This is a genomic window from Agrilactobacillus fermenti (genome assembly GCF_021030645.1).
In the GTDB taxonomy this organism is placed as follows: domain Bacteria; phylum Bacillota; class Bacilli; order Lactobacillales; family Lactobacillaceae; genus Agrilactobacillus; species Agrilactobacillus fermenti.
Window position 1 is genome coordinate 1 of sequence record NZ_JACGCJ010000017.1, and the last position, 18549, is coordinate 18549.

General features: G+C 40.0%; 17 protein-coding genes. 15 read left to right on the top strand and 2 right to left on the bottom strand.

All coding sequences use genetic code 11. The features are described from left to right. Positions 1-146: 146 nt before the first annotated feature. Positions 147-812 (bottom strand): PAQR family membrane homeostasis protein TrhA, encoded by a 666-nt coding sequence (gene trhA / locus FHQ08_RS07425; RefSeq protein ID WP_230913774.1) that lies wholly within the window; start codon positions 810-812, stop codon positions 147-149. A 241-nt stretch (positions 813-1053) separates the two neighbouring features. Between trhA and FHQ08_RS07430 the strand changes: the two genes are divergently transcribed. From FHQ08_RS07430 to FHQ08_RS07495, 14 genes are all read left to right on the top strand, one after another. Next, positions 1054-1896 carry a DegV family protein gene (locus FHQ08_RS07430; RefSeq protein ID WP_230913775.1) on the top strand — a complete coding sequence of 281 codons (843 nt, stop codon included), beginning with the start codon at positions 1054-1056 and terminating at the stop codon, positions 1894-1896. Positions 1897-1926: 30 nt separating this feature from the next. Then, a complete protein-coding gene (locus tag FHQ08_RS07435) occupies positions 1927-2835 on the top strand; it encodes a GDSL-type esterase/lipase family protein (protein ID WP_230913776.1) in 909 nt (302 codons plus the stop codon). A 15-nt stretch (positions 2836-2850) separates the two neighbouring features. Continuing rightward, positions 2851-3444 carry a YpmS family protein gene (locus tag FHQ08_RS07440; RefSeq protein WP_230913777.1) on the top strand — a complete coding sequence of 198 codons (594 nt, stop codon included), beginning with the start codon at positions 2851-2853 and terminating at the stop codon, positions 3442-3444. A 14-nt stretch (positions 3445-3458) separates the two neighbouring features. Then, positions 3459-3683, top strand: coding sequence for a YozE family protein (locus tag FHQ08_RS07445; RefSeq protein ID WP_230913778.1), 225 nt, complete (start codon positions 3459-3461; stop codon positions 3681-3683). 17 nt (positions 3684-3700) lie between these two features. After that, on the top strand, positions 3701-5170 hold the full coding sequence (locus FHQ08_RS07450; protein WP_230913779.1) for a S41 family peptidase: 1470 nt from the start codon (positions 3701-3703) through the stop codon (positions 5168-5170). A gap of 381 nt (positions 5171-5551) precedes the next feature. After that, positions 5552-6424 (top strand): ribosome biogenesis GTPase YlqF, encoded by an 873-nt coding sequence (gene ylqF, locus FHQ08_RS07455; RefSeq protein WP_230913780.1) that lies wholly within the window; start codon positions 5552-5554, stop codon positions 6422-6424. Then, on the top strand, positions 6417-7202 hold the full coding sequence (locus FHQ08_RS07460; RefSeq protein WP_230913781.1) for a ribonuclease HII: 786 nt from the start codon (positions 6417-6419) through the stop codon (positions 7200-7202). Before ylqF ends, FHQ08_RS07460 begins: the two co-directional genes overlap by 8 nt. Positions 7203-7249: 47 nt before the next feature. After that, entirely contained in the window at positions 7250-8113 is an 864-nt protein-coding gene (gene dprA / locus FHQ08_RS07465) for a DNA-processing protein DprA (RefSeq protein ID WP_230913782.1), read from the top strand. A 119-nt stretch (positions 8114-8232) separates the two neighbouring features. Beyond that, positions 8233-10305, top strand: a complete 2073-nt coding sequence (topA, locus tag FHQ08_RS07470) for a type I DNA topoisomerase (protein WP_230913783.1) — start codon at positions 8233-8235, stop codon at positions 10303-10305. Positions 10306-10471: 166 nt separating this feature from the next. Next, complete coding sequence (trmFO, locus tag FHQ08_RS07475; protein WP_230913784.1) at positions 10472-11803, top strand: methylenetetrahydrofolate--tRNA-(uracil(54)-C(5))-methyltransferase (FADH(2)-oxidizing) TrmFO; 1332 nt, start codon at positions 10472-10474, stop codon at positions 11801-11803. A gap of 63 nt (positions 11804-11866) precedes the next feature. Beyond that, a complete protein-coding gene (locus FHQ08_RS07480; RefSeq protein ID WP_230913785.1) occupies positions 11867-12772 on the top strand; it encodes a tyrosine recombinase XerC in 906 nt (301 codons plus the stop codon). Between the two features lie 35 nt (positions 12773-12807). Beyond that, positions 12808-13338, top strand: a complete 531-nt coding sequence (gene hslV / locus FHQ08_RS07485; protein ID WP_230913786.1) for an ATP-dependent protease subunit HslV — start codon at positions 12808-12810, stop codon at positions 13336-13338. Between the two features lie 8 nt (positions 13339-13346). After that, positions 13347-14753 carry an ATP-dependent protease ATPase subunit HslU gene (hslU, locus tag FHQ08_RS07490; RefSeq protein ID WP_230913787.1) on the top strand — a complete coding sequence of 469 codons (1407 nt, stop codon included), beginning with the start codon at positions 13347-13349 and terminating at the stop codon, positions 14751-14753. A gap of 35 nt (positions 14754-14788) precedes the next feature. Then, the gene (locus FHQ08_RS07495; protein WP_230913788.1) at positions 14789-15670 is read left to right on the top strand and encodes an aldose 1-epimerase family protein; all 882 of its coding nucleotides are present in this window, start codon (positions 14789-14791) and stop codon (positions 15668-15670) included. Between the two features lie 92 nt (positions 15671-15762). Here FHQ08_RS07495 and plsY read toward each other — a convergent pair whose 3' ends face one another. Next, positions 15763-16386 (bottom strand): glycerol-3-phosphate 1-O-acyltransferase PlsY, encoded by a 624-nt coding sequence (gene plsY, locus FHQ08_RS07500; RefSeq protein ID WP_230913789.1) that lies wholly within the window; start codon positions 16384-16386, stop codon positions 15763-15765. A gap of 139 nt (positions 16387-16525) precedes the next feature. On the opposite strand from plsY, the gene parE reads away from it, so the two are divergent. Beyond that, positions 16526-18541 (top strand): DNA topoisomerase IV subunit B, encoded by a 2016-nt coding sequence (gene parE / locus FHQ08_RS07505; protein ID WP_230913790.1) that lies wholly within the window; start codon positions 16526-16528, stop codon positions 18539-18541. The last annotated feature ends 8 nt before the right edge of the window (positions 18542-18549 follow it).

The window sequence follows — 18549 nt, forward strand, 5'->3', positions numbered from 1 at the left end:
TGACCCTCAAAGTCAATGTTATTTTTAGAAAATCAATCGTTAAAAAAATAATCGTGGTTTTCAGATTCAATATCAGTCTGAAAACTACGATTATTTTATTTTGCGTGGCTTATGTCCCAGCCTCCTCCTTGTATTGTGAAAAATATTTACTTGATATATAGCAAAATTGAAAAATACATTAACCCGCTACCCAGGATTACAAACAAATGCCAGATTACGTGGATAAAAGGCAATCCTCTTAAACTATAAATTAAAGCACCAACAGTAAACGCTAAGCCGCCGAGAATCAAGAGTAAAACACCCTGAAAGCCCATGGCCAAATATAATGGTCGCATGGCAAGGACAACTAACCAGCCCATCACGATATAAATTACTGTTTCAGCGTTTTTAAAACGGCCAACGTTGAAGATTTTGTACAGGATGCCAGCAATCCCAATTGTCCAAATGACACCGAAAAGGCTCCACCCCAAAGCACCCTTAATGGCAAGTAAACAATACGGGGTGTAGGTACCTGCAATCAATAAAAAGATGCTAGAGTGATCGAATATTTGGAAGACATGTTTGGCTTTAGTAAAGATCAAGCTGTGAAAAAGGGTTGAAGATAGGTATAAAATGATCATAGACCCGCCATAGATTGCGTACGATACAATGGCTAAAGGGCTGCTTTCGCGGATGCCTTTGAGTAATAGTACAATTAGGCCAAAGATGGCAAGGCCGACAGCAATTCCGTGAGTCACGGCATTTAGGACTTCATTAACGATTTGATATTTTTTACTCCAATTGGTTCTTTCACGGAAAATTGGTTGGCGCATAAGCAACCTCCTAGTAGATAATTATTTTTAAAATAAAAATCATAATCTATTTAAGTTATATTTATCTTAACACCATTATAAAATAAAAGGCTGTTTCCTCAAAAAAAACCTAAAATATAGTTGCTCGATGGCTTTTAGGCGGATAAACTTAGAAGCACATGTTAAAATTAAATAAAGAGCGAATATTTTAATATTAACCATAAAAAAATTGATGATATGATTGTTGAAAGGCAGTGTTTGTATGAGCACAGTTAAAGTTGTAACAGACTCATCTGTTCAGTTAACTCCAGAAGAAATTGAAAAGTATCAAATCACGGTGGTACCACTGACGATTGAAATTGATGGTCAGTCTTATATTGATGATAAAGATATCACCCGAGAAGAATTTATGAAAAGAATGGCTCAAGCAGATAATCTGCCAACAACCAGTCAGCCCTCTGTTGGCACTTTTATTGACACTTTTGATCGGTTGGCAGTAGATGGTAGTCCAATTTTGGCGATTCATATGACGGAAACGATAAGTGGGACAGTTAATGCCGCACGGCAAGCAGCTCAGATTTCGCGCGCAGATGTCACGGTCATAGATAGTCAATATACAGATCGGGCGATGGCCTTTCAAGTTCTTGAGGCTGCGCAAATGGCTGAATCTGGTGCTTCAGTTCAAGAGATCATACCAGCAATTGAACAAATCAAGACAAAGACTGAGTTGATCATGGGTGTCCGTGACTTGACGAATCTAGTTAAGGGTGGACGTATTTCCCGCGTGTCTGGGATGATCTCAGGTTTGTTGAATATCAAAATTGTTTTAACCTTAAAAGACGGTCAGCTTGAAGTTGTCAGCAAGGGCCGCGGGATGAAGACAATTATGAAATATATTGATAAGGTGATCGCCAAATTGAAACAAGTGCCGCACATCAAGGGCATTGGTATCTCTCATGCGGCTGGCTTGGACGTTGCCCAAGAAATTGAGGCGAAGATCAAAGCGGAACTACCACAAGTTCATATTCTAATTCGCAGTACTGATCCTGTCATTGCAACGCATGCTGGGCCTGGGGCTTTTGCACTGATGTATTACACAGACTGACGTTTCATTTACTTAGGAGGTGATGTCACTATGAAAAAATTCAATATCAGTTCGATTTTAATTACTGCTTTGGCTGCCTTTTTAGTAGGCATCGCCAGTTTTGTGACGACACCTAGTAACAATTGTACTAATAGCACAGTAATGGCTGCCAAAAAAGCCAAGTCGGTAATTAAGCAAAATATCCACATTACAGCAATTGGGGACTCTTTGACCCAAGGTGTGGGCGATGGCACCAAGAATCAAGGCTACGTCGGGTTAATTAAGCAGACAATTAAAAAGCATCATCCGAAAGTTAAAGTGGCGACGCGTAATTTTGGTGTTGGTGGCAATACAAGCACGCAAATATTGACCCGAGTTAAAAGTGATCCTAAAATTGCGGCTGATGCTGCTCAAGCAGATGCCATTATTTTGACCTTAGGCGGCAATGATATTATGCATGTGGTGCAAAAAGATCCGCTTAATGTGACAAAAAAGGCAGTTTTACAGCAAGCTCAGTTAGCAGCTAGCAATCTGACACAAATTATTGATCAATTGCGGCAAAGCAATGCTCATGCGCCTATTTTTGTTTTCGGGATCTATAATCCTTTTTATGTTTTACTGCCAACAGTGACAACGATGCAAGCGGTCGTTGGGGATTGGAATGACATCACCAAAACAGCAATTAAAGCCCAAGAGGATGTTTATTTTGTTTCGGTGGATCAATTGCTGTCAAAAGGCAGTAAAAAAACCCAAAAGGCAGTGGCACGACGTATTAAAGACGCTAATCAGCACACAACTGTTAAAGCTAGTGAAAAGAAAAAAGACCAGGAACTTTTGAATCCGTATTTATATAAAAAAGATCATTTTCATCCCAATCATGTTGGTTATGAATTGATGACCAATGCTTTATATAAAGTTATGGATAAACATGAGTCTCAATGGTTATATCAAGAACAGTAGGAGTTTGAAGTAAGTATGAGCGTAAAACAACCGCGGCGGCATAATTTTTGGATGATTGCATTTTTTACATTGGTCATTTTATTGATTTGTGGCGGTCTTTTTGTGACTTTTAAAGCCCTGAGGCCAGTGCAACCACCTGCTCGAGAACAGTTGATTCAAAATAACGAAGCCTTTTCAGTGACTTTCAATAAAAAGCAAATGAATGGTTTTGTCAAATATTATTTAAATAACCAGTTAAAAGATCAGAAAATGAAGTACGCCTTTCAGTTGGATGATCACGCCACAGTTCGTAGTACGATTGAATTTTTAGGTCGGCCAGTAAGCTTTTCGTTGGTGTGTGACCCTTATGTACTGACAAATGGTGATGTACAGCTCAAAGCCCGCAGTCTAGCTGTGGGGCAACTAGATTTGCCGTTAAGTTTTGTCATGGGCTATATTGCCCATAATTTTAAACTGCCGAAGTGGGTCGTAGTCAATCAAAATAAGCAGACGATCAATTTACGATTGAATCAATTTAAGCTGGAGAATGGCATGCAATTCACTGCTAAAAGGATTGATTTGAAACAGGATAAAATTGAATTTAACGTTTTCTTTCCCAACAATGATTAGGGGTGTAGCAATAGATGAAACGCAGCTTTTATCAGTGGCTAATGACACAGCGTAATCCAAATGGTAAAGATGAATTAGCTCATTTTGCCAACAGTGCTTTTTTTGATCAGAGTTTTCCAAAACAGTCAGAGGATTATCATGAGATTTCCGATTATTTAGAATTAAATGGCAATTATCTGCCCAATATGGCTGTTTTTGACCAAGCTTTTACAGAATATCAAGCATTAAATAAACTTTAATTGATGAGGCGAATATATTGGCTGACGAACCAAAACAAAATAACCAAAAAAAGCAAAAGAAGACGGTATCCAGATTTGTGCCGATTTTCGTAGGGATACTTGCCTTTTTGATCGGGGTCTTTTTAACGATCATTGTAGGCTTTTTTCTAATAAGTCGAACTTTAATGGCGCCAACTGGCCAGAACAGCAGTGGCTTTAATAAAATCAGTACTGTTTATCAAACCATCAAGCAGAATTATTATCGCCCGGTCAATAGTGAAAAGTTGATCGATGGTGCGGTCAATGGCATGGTTCAAAGTTTGGGCGATCAATTTTCTGAGTATTTACCTAAAGAGGATGCCAGTGATTTGAATACGACTATTTCAGCGAGCTTTGGTGGTATTGGAGCTTCCGTGAAACAATCTGGCAATTATGTGGCCGTGGATGCACCGGTCAAAGATACACCAGCAAAGAAGGCGGGATTAAAGACCGGCGATATTATTCTGGCAATCGATGGTCAGTCAGCTAAAAATCTTGGTGTTTCTAAAGTCGTTAGTAAAATTCGCGGTAAGATCGGAACTAAAGTTAAATTAACGCTCAAGCGTGACGACCGGCAATTTGACGTGACTTTAACGCGAGCTAAGATTCCAGTTAAAACAGTTTCTGGTAAGCTTGATTCAGATAATAAACAAATCGGGAACATTCAGATCAGCACTTTCTCTGAACCAACGGCTAAAGAATTAAAGCAAACGATTAAAAAGCTGCGTACTCAAGGTGCTAAATCTTTTGTAATCGACTTGCGTGGCAATCCTGGTGGAACTTTGCCAACGGCTTTAGCTTCAGCTAGTATGTTTTTAAAGAACGGGCAGACAATCATGCAAGTCCAACAACGAGATAGTAAGCCTGAACGATTCACCGCTGGTAAGACGTATGATGATGGATTTAAGGTCACGGAGCCAACCGTCGTACTGGTTGATGAAGATTCTGCCAGCGCTTCTGAGATTTTTGCAAGTGCTTTGAAAGAGTCAGCCGGAGATCAAATCATCGGGACAACTTCTTTTGGGAAAGGGACAGTCCAAACTGTTAGTGATTTAGGCCATGATAGTGAAATGAAAATTACCACCGCGCGCTGGTTAACACCGGATGGTCATTGGATCAACAAGAAGGGTGTGCAGCCAACAATTGTGGCTAAGTATCCAGATTATGCTTATTTATCAACTTTTGATGTTGAAAAAACGTACAAGTCGGGAGATAGTTCGCGAACAATCATTACAATTCAGAAGAGTTTGCAAGCATTAGGTTATCCATTGGACCAAACAAATGGCGTTTATGATCAGAGTACGTTGGATGCGGTGAAACAATTCCAAAACGATTATCAAATACCAGTATCTGGTGAAATGGATCCCACGACTAATCGGCGTTTGACTGAGGCATTAAGCCAGTTGATAGGCAAAAATGATAATGCTTATAAACAGGCAATAGCAACACTAACTGCAAAGCTGAAATGAGAGTTAAGCTAATTTAATAACACTTTTAATGTGATAGAAGGAGAGTGGGACAAAAGGCGTCCAGCGCCTGAGCACCAACAAGAATTACGAAAAATGGTGGACTTTCCATTTGAGTCATTCGTCGTTGAGTGAGGTTGTTGCCTTTTGGAACACGTTTAAGATACAATCGTTCGTGAAATAATCGGGGCCGTAGACAAAACATTAGTTTTGTCCCGGCCCCCTTTTTGAAAATATTTAGAATGTATTAGAATGTAAATCATAATCCACATATACTTGCATATCATGCAGGATTCACAGATAATGTTTTACGACGTCTTAAATTTATACGTTCGTAAAATGTTTCGTTGAATAAATATATTAATATATAAGGAAGTTGCAAACATGACAATTCAATGGTTCCCCGGCCACATGGCAAAGGCACGTAATCAAGTGCAGGAAAAATTAAAATTAGTAGATATCGTATTGGAAATTGTTGATGCGCGTATCCCGGAAAGTTCCCGAAACCCAATGATGGATGAAATCATAGCAGACAAGCCCAGGTTGTTAGTTTTGAATAAAGCTGATTTGGCCGATAAAAAGCAAACAGCCGCTTGGTTAGACTATTATCAAAAGCATGATTTACCAGCTATTGCCATCGATGCGCAGCACAAGTCCAGGCTGCCACAAATTGAAAAAACAGTGCGACAGATCTTGGCAACAAAAATTACCCGGCAACAAGCAAAGGGCTTAAAAATCGTTAAATTACGCGCCATGTGTATTGGTATTCCTAACGTCGGAAAATCGACAGTTTTGAATCGTTTAGTCCAAAAAAATATTGCCAAGACCGGGAATAAACCTGGAGTGACTAAAAATCAGCAGTGGCTTAAAGTCAGTGATAGTTTTGAAGTACTTGATACGCCAGGGATTCTTTGGCCCAAATTTGAGGATCCTGATACTGGGATGAAATTGGCTTTGTTAGGCTCGATTAAAGATAGTATTTTTCATGCTGACGATGTGGCTTTGTTTGGGTTGGATCTTTTGCGGCAACGTTATCAAGCCCAATTACAGCAAACCTATCATTTGCAGGCAGCTGATTTTGAGCGCGACAATGCTGGCCTATTATTGACACTTACAAAGAAAAATGGGTTTAAAGATGATTATGATCAATTTTCTGAAAAAATGATCAATGATTTACGTAAAGGGCGTTTCGGTGGCGTTACATTGGACGTTATACCGACGCCAACGTCTGAAACTGAGGTGCCAACAGATGATTGACTGGCAGCAGCAATCAGTGCAAGCGATTAAGGCCCATTTAAAAGGGCACACACTAACGCCTGAAGTGCTAAAAATGTTACGCAATGATCCCCGCAAGGGCGTTCAAGCTGCATTGAAGCAATATCAACAGCAGCAAGAGAAAGCAGCTTTGCAATATACCGAATTTCTGAAACGCACGCAATTGGAACAAAGCTTTTGGCGACAAGGTCAAATCGTGGCTGGTATTGACGAAGTTGGTCGAGGGCCATTAGCTGGTCCGGTGGTCACATGTGCGCTTGAGTTAATGCCCAGTTTTGACCTATATGAAGTTAATGATTCTAAACAATTAAGTCATGCTAAAAGACTAGCTTTATATCCTAAGATTTTGGCGCAAGCTAAAAGCGTCCGAATCGGTTATGTAGATAATCAGTTGATTGACCGGCTAAATATTTATGAAGCAACTCGGGTGGCTATGGCCCGGGCGGTATCTCAATTAAAACCACAGCCAGATCATCTATTGGTGGACGCCATGAATGTGCCGGTTGATGTGCCACAGACAAAATTGATTCATGGTGATGCACGCAGTATTAGTATTGCGGCTGCCAGTATTGTGGCCAAAGTCGTTCGTGATGATTTGATGGGTCTATATGGCCGTGTTTACCCAGGTTACGATTTTGAAAAAAACATGGGTTATGGTACCAAAGCACATTTACAAGGTTTGGCACAAAGGGGTGTCACGCCAATTCACCGCCAGTCATTTGAGCCAATCAAATCAATGGTGCGTAATTTAAAACATTAAGAAATGCTGTCTTCGCGTAATTTAATTAAAACGTGGAGGCTCTTTTTTTGACAACAGATTACCTTTTATTACTAAAACTAACAAATTGTTTTACCAATTTGCAACTCTATAAATTACACTTACTAAGTCAGCAATTTTTTAAAAGAAATATGACGTTAAGTGAGATTTCTGAGTGTTTACACTTCAATGTTGCGAAGCAACAATTATTAGCCGCAAAATTAAATGATCCGAAAATCATTGATAGTGTGGCGCAGCATTTGCACCGCCAGGATTTTTTAGCATTGACGGATAGAAATTACCCTCAGCGGTTGAAAGAAATTTATGATCCACCGGTTATTTTGTTTTTCCGCGGCAATTTAGCACAATTACAGCAGCCAACTTTGGGTGTGGTTGGTGCCCGCAATAATTCAGAATATGGGTTGCAAGCACTGCGGCGTTTGCTACGGTCATTGGCATCCCCAATAAATGTTATTTCTGGATTAGCACAGGGTATCGACCGATTGGCGCATGAGACAGCTTTACAATATCATTTCAGTACGACTGGTGTGATCGGTAACGGACTAGATTATTATTATCCTAAACAAAACCAATCGTTGCAGGAAAGAATGGCTAAAGAACAATTATTATTATCGGAATATGATAATTTATGGGCGCCGAAGCGTTACTATTTTCCCCAGCGGAATCGGATTATCGCGGGTTTGAGTCACGCGTTATTAGTGATCGAAGCTAAAGAAAAAAGCGGCAGTTTGATCACAGCCAATTTAGCTTTGGAATTTAATCGTAATGTTTTGGCAGTGCCCGGGAGTATTTTTTCGCCTTTATCCGCTGGTGCTAATGCTTTAATAGCTGCAGGGGCCATTCCCGTACACCAAAGCACCGACATCATATCGCACTTGACCTATTATCCTTAAGCGTGTATCGTGTGGTCCTTGTAAACTATCTTTTTTATTATAGGTAAGATTTGACAAATCAAAATTGAATAGCATATGATGTGTTACGGTTTAGTTACACAGGAGAGAGGAGTTTACCTATGGCTAAAAATTTGGTCATTGTAGAATCACCCTCAAAAGCCAAAACGATAGAAAAATATTTAGGGAAAAATTATAAAGTTGTTGCCAGCCTAGGACATATTCGGGATCTGCCGAAAAGCCAAATGGGTGTTAACATTGAAAATAACTACGAGCCTAAGTATATCTCTATTCGTGGCAAGGGCGATGTTATCAAGGGATTAAAAAAAGAAGCAAAAAAAGCGGATCATGTCTATTTAGCGGCCGATCCAGATCGTGAAGGCGAAGCGATTGCTTGGCATTTATCACACCTATTAGACTTAGATCCTAAAGGCAAAAATCGAGTCGTCTTTAATGAAATTACTAAAGACACTGTTAAAAATGCATTTAAAGAACCACGCAGTATTGATATGAACTTAGTAGATGCGCAGCAAGCTCGGAGAATTTTAGATCGGCTTGTAGGCTATTCGATCAGTCCTATTCTATGGAAGAAAGTTAAAAAAGGCTTAAGTGCTGGTCGAGTCCAGTCAATTGCTTTGAAACTTATTTTAGATCGTGAAAAAGCAATTAAAGCCTTTGTACCAGAAGAATATTGGACGATTGATAGTGAATTCAAAAAGGGTCAAAAGAAGTTTAAAGCTGCTTTTTACGGCTTGAAAAATAAGAAAAAAGCTTTACCTAATAATGACACTGTCCAAGAAATTTTAGGACAGATCGATCGAAAAGCGGACTTTGATATTACTAAGGTTTTGCGTAGAGAACGAAAACGTTATCCGGCAGCGCCCTTTACGACGAGTTCGCTGCAGCAAGAAGCTAATCGACGATTAAACTTCAAAACGCGGAAAACAATGATGGTTGCCCAGCAATTATATGAAGGTATCAACTTGGGCGGCCGTCAAGGCACGGTAGGTTTAATTACCTATATGCGGACAGATTCAACGCGGATTTCCACTGTAGCGAAACATGAAGCTTCTCAGTATATTCATGAGGCCTATGGTGAAGCCTATGCGGCGGTGAAAATCCGTAAGACTAAAAATCCTGAAGGGGCACAAGATGCCCATGAAGCGATTCGACCAAGCTCCGTCATGCGGACACCAGAAAGTCTGAAAGATGTATTGAGCAAAGACCAAATGAAATTGTATCGATTAATTTGGTCAAGATTCGTTGCCAGTCAAATGACACCGGCAGTTCTAGATACAATGACTGTAACTATTATGCAAAATGAAGTCACCTTTAGAGCAAATGGGTCAAAAATGAAATTTCCTGGTTTTACAAAGCTATATGTCCAAACAGGAGATGAATCTAAAGACAACGAACTGCCTGATTTAAATGAGGGCGATAAAGTCAAGCTGACCAAAACTGATCCAGCCCAGCATTTTACGCAGCCACCAGCTCGATATAGTGAAGCAAGTCTTGTCAAATCGTTGGAAGAAAATGGTGTTGGGCGGCCATCTACTTATGCACCAACCATTGATACCATACAGCGCCGGTATTACGTGCGTTTGAATGGTAAAAGTTTTGAACCGACAGAATTAGGTGAGATCGTTGATGAATTGATCGAGGACTTTTTCCCTGACATCGTTAACGTTGATTTTACCGCTAAGTTGGAGGATGAACTGGACGAGATCGAGGAAGGCCAGCAACAATGGGTCAAAGTTGTCGACCAGTATTATCAACCGTTTTCTAAAGAAGTTGCACAAGCAGAAGATAAAATTGAAAAAATCCAAATTAAAGATGAACCAGCGGGTTTTGACTGTGATATCTGTGGCGCACCGATGGTGATCAAGATGGGCCGCTATGGTAAATTTTATGCCTGCAGCCGTTTTCCAGATTGTCGGAATACTAAAGCGATTACCAAGGAAATCGGTGTGATTTGTCCTAAATGCCATGAAGGTCAGGTTATTGAACGTAAGTCTAAGAAAAACCGGATTTTTTATGGCTGCTCCCGCTATCCCGATTGTGATTTTGTATCATGGGATAAACCGGTTGGGCGTGATTGTCCAAAATGTGGGCACTTCTTGGTAGATAAGAAAGTTAAAGGTGGGCATCAAGTCCTCTGTCCAAATGGGGATTACGAAGAGCAATTACAAAAATAATCAAATCAGTATCAACAACGAACTAATGTTAGGTGATCTAGCCTAAGGTTAGTTTTTTTACTTAAAAAAGTATATTTGTAATCGCATGCATTCTCTAAATATTTTTGATATGATATAATTTCACGGAGATATATTCATAAAAAAAGAGAGTTAGGCGGGGATTCGTATGACAGCAAAACCTTTTGTGAACGTTATCGGTGCTGGCTTAGCAGGTAGTGAAGCTGCTTGGCAAATTGCGAGCCGTGGCGTTAATGTTAAATTGTATGAAATGCGTCCAGTAACAACGACGCCAGCCCATCATACGGGAAATTTTGCGGAGTTAGTTTGTACCAACTCACTGCGCGCAAATCAAATTAGTAATGCATCCGGTCTATTAAAAGAAGAAATGCGACATTTGAACTCCATTGTGATGCAGTCTGCAGATCATAATAGTGTCCCTGCTGGTGGCGCATTGGCCGTTGATCGAGAGCCTTTTTCACAAGAGATCACAGCTAAATTAAGAAGTTTGCCTAACATTGAGGTTATTAATGAAGAATTAAATGATTTTCCTGAAGGCATCACTGTTGTCGCAACTGGTCCGTTGACTGCAAGTGGTCTAGCCCATAGAATTGAAACGCTAAACGGGTCAGATGGTTTGTACTTTTATGATGCCGCTGCACCAATCTTAGATGGCCAGACGATCGACCGGGACAAAGTTTACTTAAAATCACGTTATGACAAGGGCGAAGCTGCTTATCTAAATTGTCCAATGGATAAAGCCGAGTTTGAAGCTTTCTATGACGCTTTGATCCATGCGGAAGTAGCTGAGAGTCATGACTTTGAAAAAGAAAACTATTTTGAGGGTTGCATGCCGATTGAAGTAATGGCTAAGCGCGGTATTAAAACAATGCTCTTTGGGCCCATGAAACCAGTTGGTCTGGAGGATCCCAAAACTGGTAAGCGGCCATATGCTGTGATTCAATTACGGCAGGATAATGCCGCTGCGAGCCTATATAATATTGTTGGTTTTCAAACCCATCTAAAATGGGGAGAGCAAAAACGTGTTTTCCGAATGATTCCAGGGTTAGAGAACGTTCAAATTGTGCGTTATGGGGTCATGCATCGTAATACTTTTATGAAGTCACCGGAAGTATTACAGCAAAGTTATCAATCTAAAAAACAAGCTGGTCTATTTTTTGCCGGCCAAATGACAGGTGTGGAAGGCTACGTTGAATCAACTGCAAGTGGCTTAGTTGCCGGTATCAATGCTGCTAATTTAGCCCTTGGAAAAGACCTCCAAATTTTTCCAGAAGAAACAATGATGGGGGCAATGGCTTATTATATTACCCATACAGCTGCCAAGCATTTTCAACCCATCAATGCTAACTTTGGTATCATGCCACCACTCGCGCAGAAGATTCGAGATAAAAAGGAACGTAATTTAGCCTTAGCTAACCGTGCATTGGATCATTTGGATGACTTTATTCAAGTACATTTAGATCAGTCAATATCCGTCTGAAGTCCTTTTCATCCCCGCTTAGCTTGTGGTAAGCTTAATTAGACAAGCTGAGGGGGACTTTTTATGTTTGAACTATCTTGGCTGGAAAAATTTGTTGGTTTTCTCCAATTTGAACGCCATTATTCAGATAAAACAATAGCGGCTTATCAGCTGGATATTAAACAATTTATGCAAATTGTAACGATCAATGATCACGCCAAATCATTCAAAAAAATCGATGGTTTAGACGTGACTAGTTATTTAGAAACATTAGATCAGAAACAACTTTCACCAAATAGTATTGCCCGTAAGGTATCTAGCTTGAGAACATTTTATCATTTTCTAAACGAAAACGATTATACTCAGCTGACGCCATTTACAGGCATCATCACAAAAAAGAAGCAAAAACGCTTACCTGAATTCTTTTATCCCAAAGAAATGATGGTATTATTACAGTCTACTCAAGGAGAAACTTTTGCGGACAAGCGTGACCGCGCTTTAATTGAACTGCTTTACGCAACAGGTATGCGTGCGAGTGAATGTGTTCAATTAACTTTACCACAGCTTGATTGGCAGAATCAGATCGTACTCATCCACGGTAAAGGCAATAAGGATCGTTATGTGCCCTTTGGAAGATATGCGAAAGCTGCTTTGCTGACTTATCGAACTGTTAGAGATAGTAAAGTGGCTAATCTTGAAACAACGCATGACTTTGTTTTCATTAATCAACGTGGGCAACCTTTAACGACGCGTGGTTTAGAATATATTTTAGATCAGCGGATCAAACATACCTCGTTGACATCTGGAATCCATCCACACATGATTCGGCATACATTTGCGACACAGATGTTAGAAAATGGTGCAGATATGCGAACGGTTCAAGAGTTGTTAGGACATGCAAGTTTGGCAACGACTCAAATTTATACGCATGTGACAATGACGCATCTACAAAAGGACTACCGTAAATATTTTCCCCGAGCAACGGACTGAATAAAAATTAACGATAATAACGACGGAGGTTCATTATGACAACAATTGTTGCAGTAAGACATGACAATAAGACAGCTATTGCAGGTGATGGTCAAGTAACTATGGCTGAAAAGTTTATTATGAAGGGTACGGCGCAAAAGGTACGGCGAATTTACAATAATCAAGTAATCATTGGATTTGCAGGTGGTGTGGCCGATGCTTTTACGTTGACTGACTGGTTTGAAAAAAAGTTAGAGTCTTATTCTGGAGATTTAAAACGTTCCGCAGTGGAATTGGCACAAGATTGGCGTAAGGATCCCACCTTACAAAAATTAGAAGCTTTGATGATCGCGATGGATAAGGAAAATTTGCTGGTAATTTCTGGTAATGGTGAAGTGATTGACCCTGATGATAATGTTGTGGCTATTGGTTCTGGTGGCAATTTTGCTCAGGCAGCAGCAATTGCAATGAATCATCATGCTAAAGACATGTCTGCTAAAGAAATTGCTATTGAAGCTATTAACATTGCTGCTGATATCGATATTTTTACCAATCATAATGTCATCGCGGATGATTTTGAGGAGTAGTGAAAAAGTTGGACGAATTAAATAAAACACCTAAAGAAATAGTTGCTGAATTAGACCATTACATCGTGGGCCAAAACGAAGCCAAAAAAGCGGTTGCTATTGCCTTATATAATCGTTATCGTCGTATGCAGTTACCAGCGGACATGCAACAAGAGATCACCCCTAAAAATCTTTTAATGATCGGCCCAACCGGTGTTGGTAAAACTGAGATTGCACGTCGTTTGGCTAAAATTGTCAACGCGCCCTTTGTTAAGGTTGAAGCAACCAAATTTACAGAAGTCGGTTATGTCGGCCGAGATGTCGAATCTATGGTCCGTGATTTGGTGGATGTGGCAGTACGTATTGAAGAAGATATTCAGTTCAAAAGAGTTCGTGCCACTGCTGCAGCTGCAGCCGATAAGCGTTTAGTGAAATTACTCGTACCCGGCATTAAAAAAGAACAACGTCAAAACGGCTTTCAAGAAATGATGAATATGTTCAATAACTTGCAATCGGGTAATGAACAAGTGCCGCAAGAACCTGAAGAAGAAGTTACTGATGAGATTCGCGATCAGCGCTTATCCGTTAAAGAACAATTGGACAAGGGATTGTTAGAAGATCGTGATGTTACGATTACCATGGATGAGCCTAAAAAAGTTAGTCCGATGAATGATATGATGGGGCAAATGGGCGTAGATATGGGTGACATGTTGGGCTCAATGATGCCGAAACGTCAAATTCAACGAACATTGCCAGTTAAAGAGGCTCGAGAGATTTTGATTCAGCAAGAGGCTGATAAATTAGTCAATCACGATGATATTTATCAAGATGCGATTGAGCGTGCAGAAGCTTCAGGAATTATTTTTATTGATGAAATCGATAAAATTACTGCTGGACAAAAACAAAGTTCTGGTGAAGTTTCACGTGAAGGTGTCCAACGGGACATTTTGCCAATCGTGGAGGGTTCTCAGATCAGTACGAAATATGGTGCCATCAATACCGATCATATTCTGTTTATTGCTTCTGGCGCTTTTGCGGAATCTAAACCAAGCGATTTAATTGCCGAATTACAGGGCCGTTTCCCAATTCGAGTTGAATTAAATGATTTAACAGAAGCTGACTTTGTCCGAATCTTAACTGAACCAGATAATGCCTTATTAAAACAATATATGGCATTAACAGGCGTAGATGGTGTTAAGTTGACCTTCACCAAAGAAGCTGTTCAAAAAATTGCCGCTACGGCATTTGAAGTCAATCATGGGACGGACAATATTGGGGCACGTCGCTTGGCAACAATTCTTGAAAAACTTCTTGAAGAAGTGTTGTTTGAGGGCCCTGATATGCAAATGGGTGACATTACAATTACTGAAAAGTATGTTGATGATCGAATTGGTGATATTATCAAGAATAAAGATATGACGCGTTATATTCTTTAAAGTAAACGTGTTGTTAATGTTTCGGAGGGGTTTGTATGGTCACGATCGAAAATGATTTCATTCGTGCTGAGGTTAGTGAACACGGTGCGGAATTACAGAGTTTATGGAATAAAACAGCAGAGATAGAACATCTATGGCAAGGTGACCCTAAAATATGGGGCCGAAAAGCGCCAGTGCTTTTTCCAATTGTTGGTAAGTTAAAAGATGATCAGTATACTTATCAAGGACAAACTTATCATATGACACAGCATGGCTTTGCCCGCGATCAAGATTTTGAAATTGTTGCTAAATCTGATACAGAAATCATTTTTGAATTACGTGATAATGCTGAAACTCGAAAAATGTATCCATTTGCTTTTAAACTAACGATCCGCTATGCACTGATCAACAACTTATTGAAGGTACGCTATCGGGTTGAGAACCCGAGCGATGATGCTTTACTGTATTATTCAGTTGGTGGTCATCCCGGGTTTAAAGTCCCTTTTATAGCCGATACTAAATTTACGGATTATTTTTTGAATTTTTCACCTCGTAAATCTCGAATTCGAGTACCATTAGGTGCTTCTGGTTTGATCGATTTTTCAGCACGTACCTTGGCTGCGACGGATGCTGATATTGCTTTATCGCATGATTTATTCAAAGATGATGCGCTAATTTATGAATTATTGGGCAAGGGAGATACTTTCCGGATTAAAACGGAGCAATCCGAGCATTATTTGGAGTTGATGGTTAACGAGGGCCCCTATGTTGGTGTGTGGTCAGCGTACCCTACGCAAGGTGATTTTGTTTGTATTGAACCTTGGTGGGGCATTGCTGACGGCGTGAATAGTGATGGCGATTTGACGCATAAAGTTGGGATTCGAAAATTAACACCGCACGAGCACTATACTGCTCGTTATCGCATTGCTTTATTTTGAAAATAATTAGAATGATATAAATAAAGAAGCTGATAAGTTTAAGGTAGCCACACCTTAGATCAGCTTCTTTATTTTGATATGCTTTATTCAAGTCAAGGTTCACTATGACGTTTTCTTAATAGGTAAACTAGACCAAAGGGGACAATGCTTTCGTTACCATTTTTGATTCGAATGATGTTAGCTCGATGCCGATAAATCAATAAAGCGGCTAATAAAGCAAGAAAGCCGGTCATTAGATAGTCTTTAAACAATAATGACGTTAATACAACAAAAACCGAGCCCACAATACTAGCAACAGAAACCATGCTGCTAAGCAAAACAATAATTAAAAAAATTAAAATAGCGATCAAAAAGAATTTGGGATTATAGCCTAATAAAACGCCAGCGCTTGTTGCCACAGCCTTACCACCGCTAAATCTCAAGTAAATAGAGTAGCAATGGCCAATAACTGCTAAAATGCCGGAGATCAGTAACAAATAATGTGCGTGGTAGCCGCCGAAAATAGGCAATAATGTACCCAGAGTGCCTTTTAAAATATCCAGTATTAAAACAATTGTGCCGGGTATTTTACCTAGTACGCGAAAAGTATTAGTTGTACCAATATTTCCGCTGCCATACTGGCGAATATCCTTTTGATAGAAAAGTTTACCGATTATCACACCCGATGGGATTGAACCTAACAAATATGATAGAATAAACAACAGTGCAATTTTCATCGTTACCTCCTAGTGTTCTGCTATATTGTAGCATGTACTTTTCTGAAAATAAATTTAGACTTGAATTTTTAAAGATATTTACGTAAGCTATTAATGTTACGGGAATATATGTTCCCTTTTTGAGAAGGAGTAGAATTTAATGGCTCAGAGCAATGAATATAATGATAAATCCATTCAGGTCTTAGAAGGCCTTGAAGCTGTCCGCAAACGGCCCGGGATGTATATTGGATCGACAGATGTCCGCGGCCTACACCACTTGGTTTATGAGATCGTTGATAACTCAGTTGATGAAGCTCTCGCCGGTTTTGGTAATGAGATCAACGTAACGATTCATAAGGATGGTAGTTTGACAGTCCAAGATTTCGGCCGCGGTATGCCGACGGGAATGCACAAATCTGGTGTACCCACCATCGAAGTGATTTTAACGGTTTTACATGCGGGTGGTAAATTTACGCAAAATACTTACAAAACTTCTGGTGGATTACATGGTGTTGGGGCTTCTGTTGTCAATGCTTTATCTGAATGGCTGACGGTTCGCGTAGTGCGTGATAAACAGGCTTTTGAAGAACGTTTTGAAAATGGCGGCCATCCAGTCGGAACATTGAAAAAATTAGGTAAAGTTAATGCACCTAATGGGACAACTATTACATTTAAACCAGATGCTGAAATTTTTACAACAACTAACTTTAGCTTTGATACGTTATCGGAACGCTTACGAGAATCTGCTTTTCTTTTAAAGGGTGTAAAGATCACACTTACGGATGAACGCACTGATAAGGCTGAAGTCTATCACTACGAAGATGGTATTAAAGCTTTTGTAAATTATCTAAATGAAGATAAAGATACTCTTGGAAAAGTTTTTTACTTTGAAGGCCAAAAAGATGGCATGGAAATTGAATTCGCCGGCCAATATAATGATGGTTATTCAGAAAATATTATCTCTTTCGTGAATAACGTTCGGACCGGTGACGGCGGCACTCATGAAGCCGGGATGAAATCGGGTCTGACGAAGGCATTTAACGATTATGCTCGTAAAGTTAATTTACTTAAAGAGCGCGACAAAAATTTAGAAGGCTCGGATGTTCGTGAAGGTCTATCAGGTGTTTTGTCAATTAGGATTCCCGAAGAAATCTTACAATTTGAAGGTCAAACAAAGGGTAAGCTAGGTACACCACAAGCTCGGACGGCAACGGACACGATCATTTCCGAACAAATGAGCTATTATTTGATGGAGAACGGTGATTTCGGCCAAATGCTCGTCAAAAAAGCCATTAAAGCTCGAGATGCACGTGAAGCAGCCCGTAAAGCGCGGGAAGAGAGCCGAAATGGGAAACGCCGAAAAAAGGGTGAGAGTCTCTTATCAGGTAAGTTAACGCCAGCCCAGTCCAAAGATGCGAGTCGTAATGAATTATATCTAGTGGAGGGTGATTCTGCCGGTGGTTCGGCTAAGTCTGGCCGCGATCGTAAATTTCAGGCAATTTTACCTTTACGTGGGAAAGTCTTGAATACCCAAAAAGCAAAGCTTGCTGATATTTTAAATAATGAAGAAATCAATACAATGATCCATACCGTCGGAGCTGGGGTTGGTCCTGAATTCACATTGGCAGACGCTAATTACGACAAGATCATTATTATGACTGATGCAGATACAGACGGTGCTCACATTCAAATTTTGCTATTAACATTCTTTTATCGCTATATGCGACCGCTTATCGAGGATGGTCGTGTTTATATTGCTTTACCACCATTGTACAAATTACAAAAGGGACAAGGACATAAGACTAAAATTGTTTATGCGTGGACAGATGAAGAGTTAGAACATGAGATCAAGCAAATGGGGCGTGGCTACAGTCTGCAACGATTCAAAGGTTTGGGTGAAATGAATGCCGACCAGCTTTGGGACACCACAATGAACCCTGAGTCACGAACATTGATTCGAGTTAAAATTAATGATGCTCAATTAGCAGAGCGTCGTGTGACCACATTAATGGGTGATAAAGTGGCACCTCGACGGCGATGGATCGAAGACAATGTTCGCTTTTCTCTGGAAGAAGATGGCAGTATCTTGGATCATAATGTCGCCGCTGAGACAGAAGTCAATCGGCATGCAGATAATGAACATTTATTGGAACAATTAGATCAACAAAAGAAGTGAGTGAAATA

What these genes read in the sequence shown, in the direction of transcription:
- FHQ08_RS07460 (WP_230913781.1), top strand. Translation starts at nt 6,417, where the DNA reads ATGATTGACTGGCAGCAGCAATCAGTGCAAGCGATTAAGGCCCATTTA.
- FHQ08_RS07445 (WP_230913778.1), top strand. Translation starts at nt 3,459, where the DNA reads ATGAAACGCAGCTTTTATCAGTGGCTAATGACACAGCGTAATCCAAAT.
- trhA (WP_230913774.1), bottom strand. Translation starts at nt 812, where the DNA reads ATGCGCCAACCAATTTTCCGTGAAAGAACCAATTGGAGTAAAAAATAT.
- plsY (WP_230913789.1), bottom strand. Translation starts at nt 16,386, where the DNA reads ATGAAAATTGCACTGTTGTTTATTCTATCATATTTGTTAGGTTCAATC.
- ylqF (WP_230913780.1), top strand. Translation starts at nt 5,552, where the DNA reads ATGACAATTCAATGGTTCCCCGGCCACATGGCAAAGGCACGTAATCAA.
- FHQ08_RS07495 (WP_230913788.1), top strand. Translation starts at nt 14,789, where the DNA reads ATGGTCACGATCGAAAATGATTTCATTCGTGCTGAGGTTAGTGAACAC.
- hslV (WP_230913786.1), top strand. Translation starts at nt 12,808, where the DNA reads ATGACAACAATTGTTGCAGTAAGACATGACAATAAGACAGCTATTGCA.
- FHQ08_RS07430 (WP_230913775.1), top strand. Translation starts at nt 1,054, where the DNA reads ATGAGCACAGTTAAAGTTGTAACAGACTCATCTGTTCAGTTAACTCCA.
- topA (WP_230913783.1), top strand. Translation starts at nt 8,233, where the DNA reads ATGGCTAAAAATTTGGTCATTGTAGAATCACCCTCAAAAGCCAAAACG.
- FHQ08_RS07435 (WP_230913776.1), top strand. Translation starts at nt 1,927, where the DNA reads ATGAAAAAATTCAATATCAGTTCGATTTTAATTACTGCTTTGGCTGCC.
- parE (WP_230913790.1), top strand. Translation starts at nt 16,526, where the DNA reads ATGGCTCAGAGCAATGAATATAATGATAAATCCATTCAGGTCTTAGAA.
- trmFO (WP_230913784.1), top strand. Translation starts at nt 10,472, where the DNA reads ATGACAGCAAAACCTTTTGTGAACGTTATCGGTGCTGGCTTAGCAGGT.
- FHQ08_RS07440 (WP_230913777.1), top strand. Translation starts at nt 2,851, where the DNA reads ATGAGCGTAAAACAACCGCGGCGGCATAATTTTTGGATGATTGCATTT.
- FHQ08_RS07480 (WP_230913785.1), top strand. Translation starts at nt 11,867, where the DNA reads ATGTTTGAACTATCTTGGCTGGAAAAATTTGTTGGTTTTCTCCAATTT.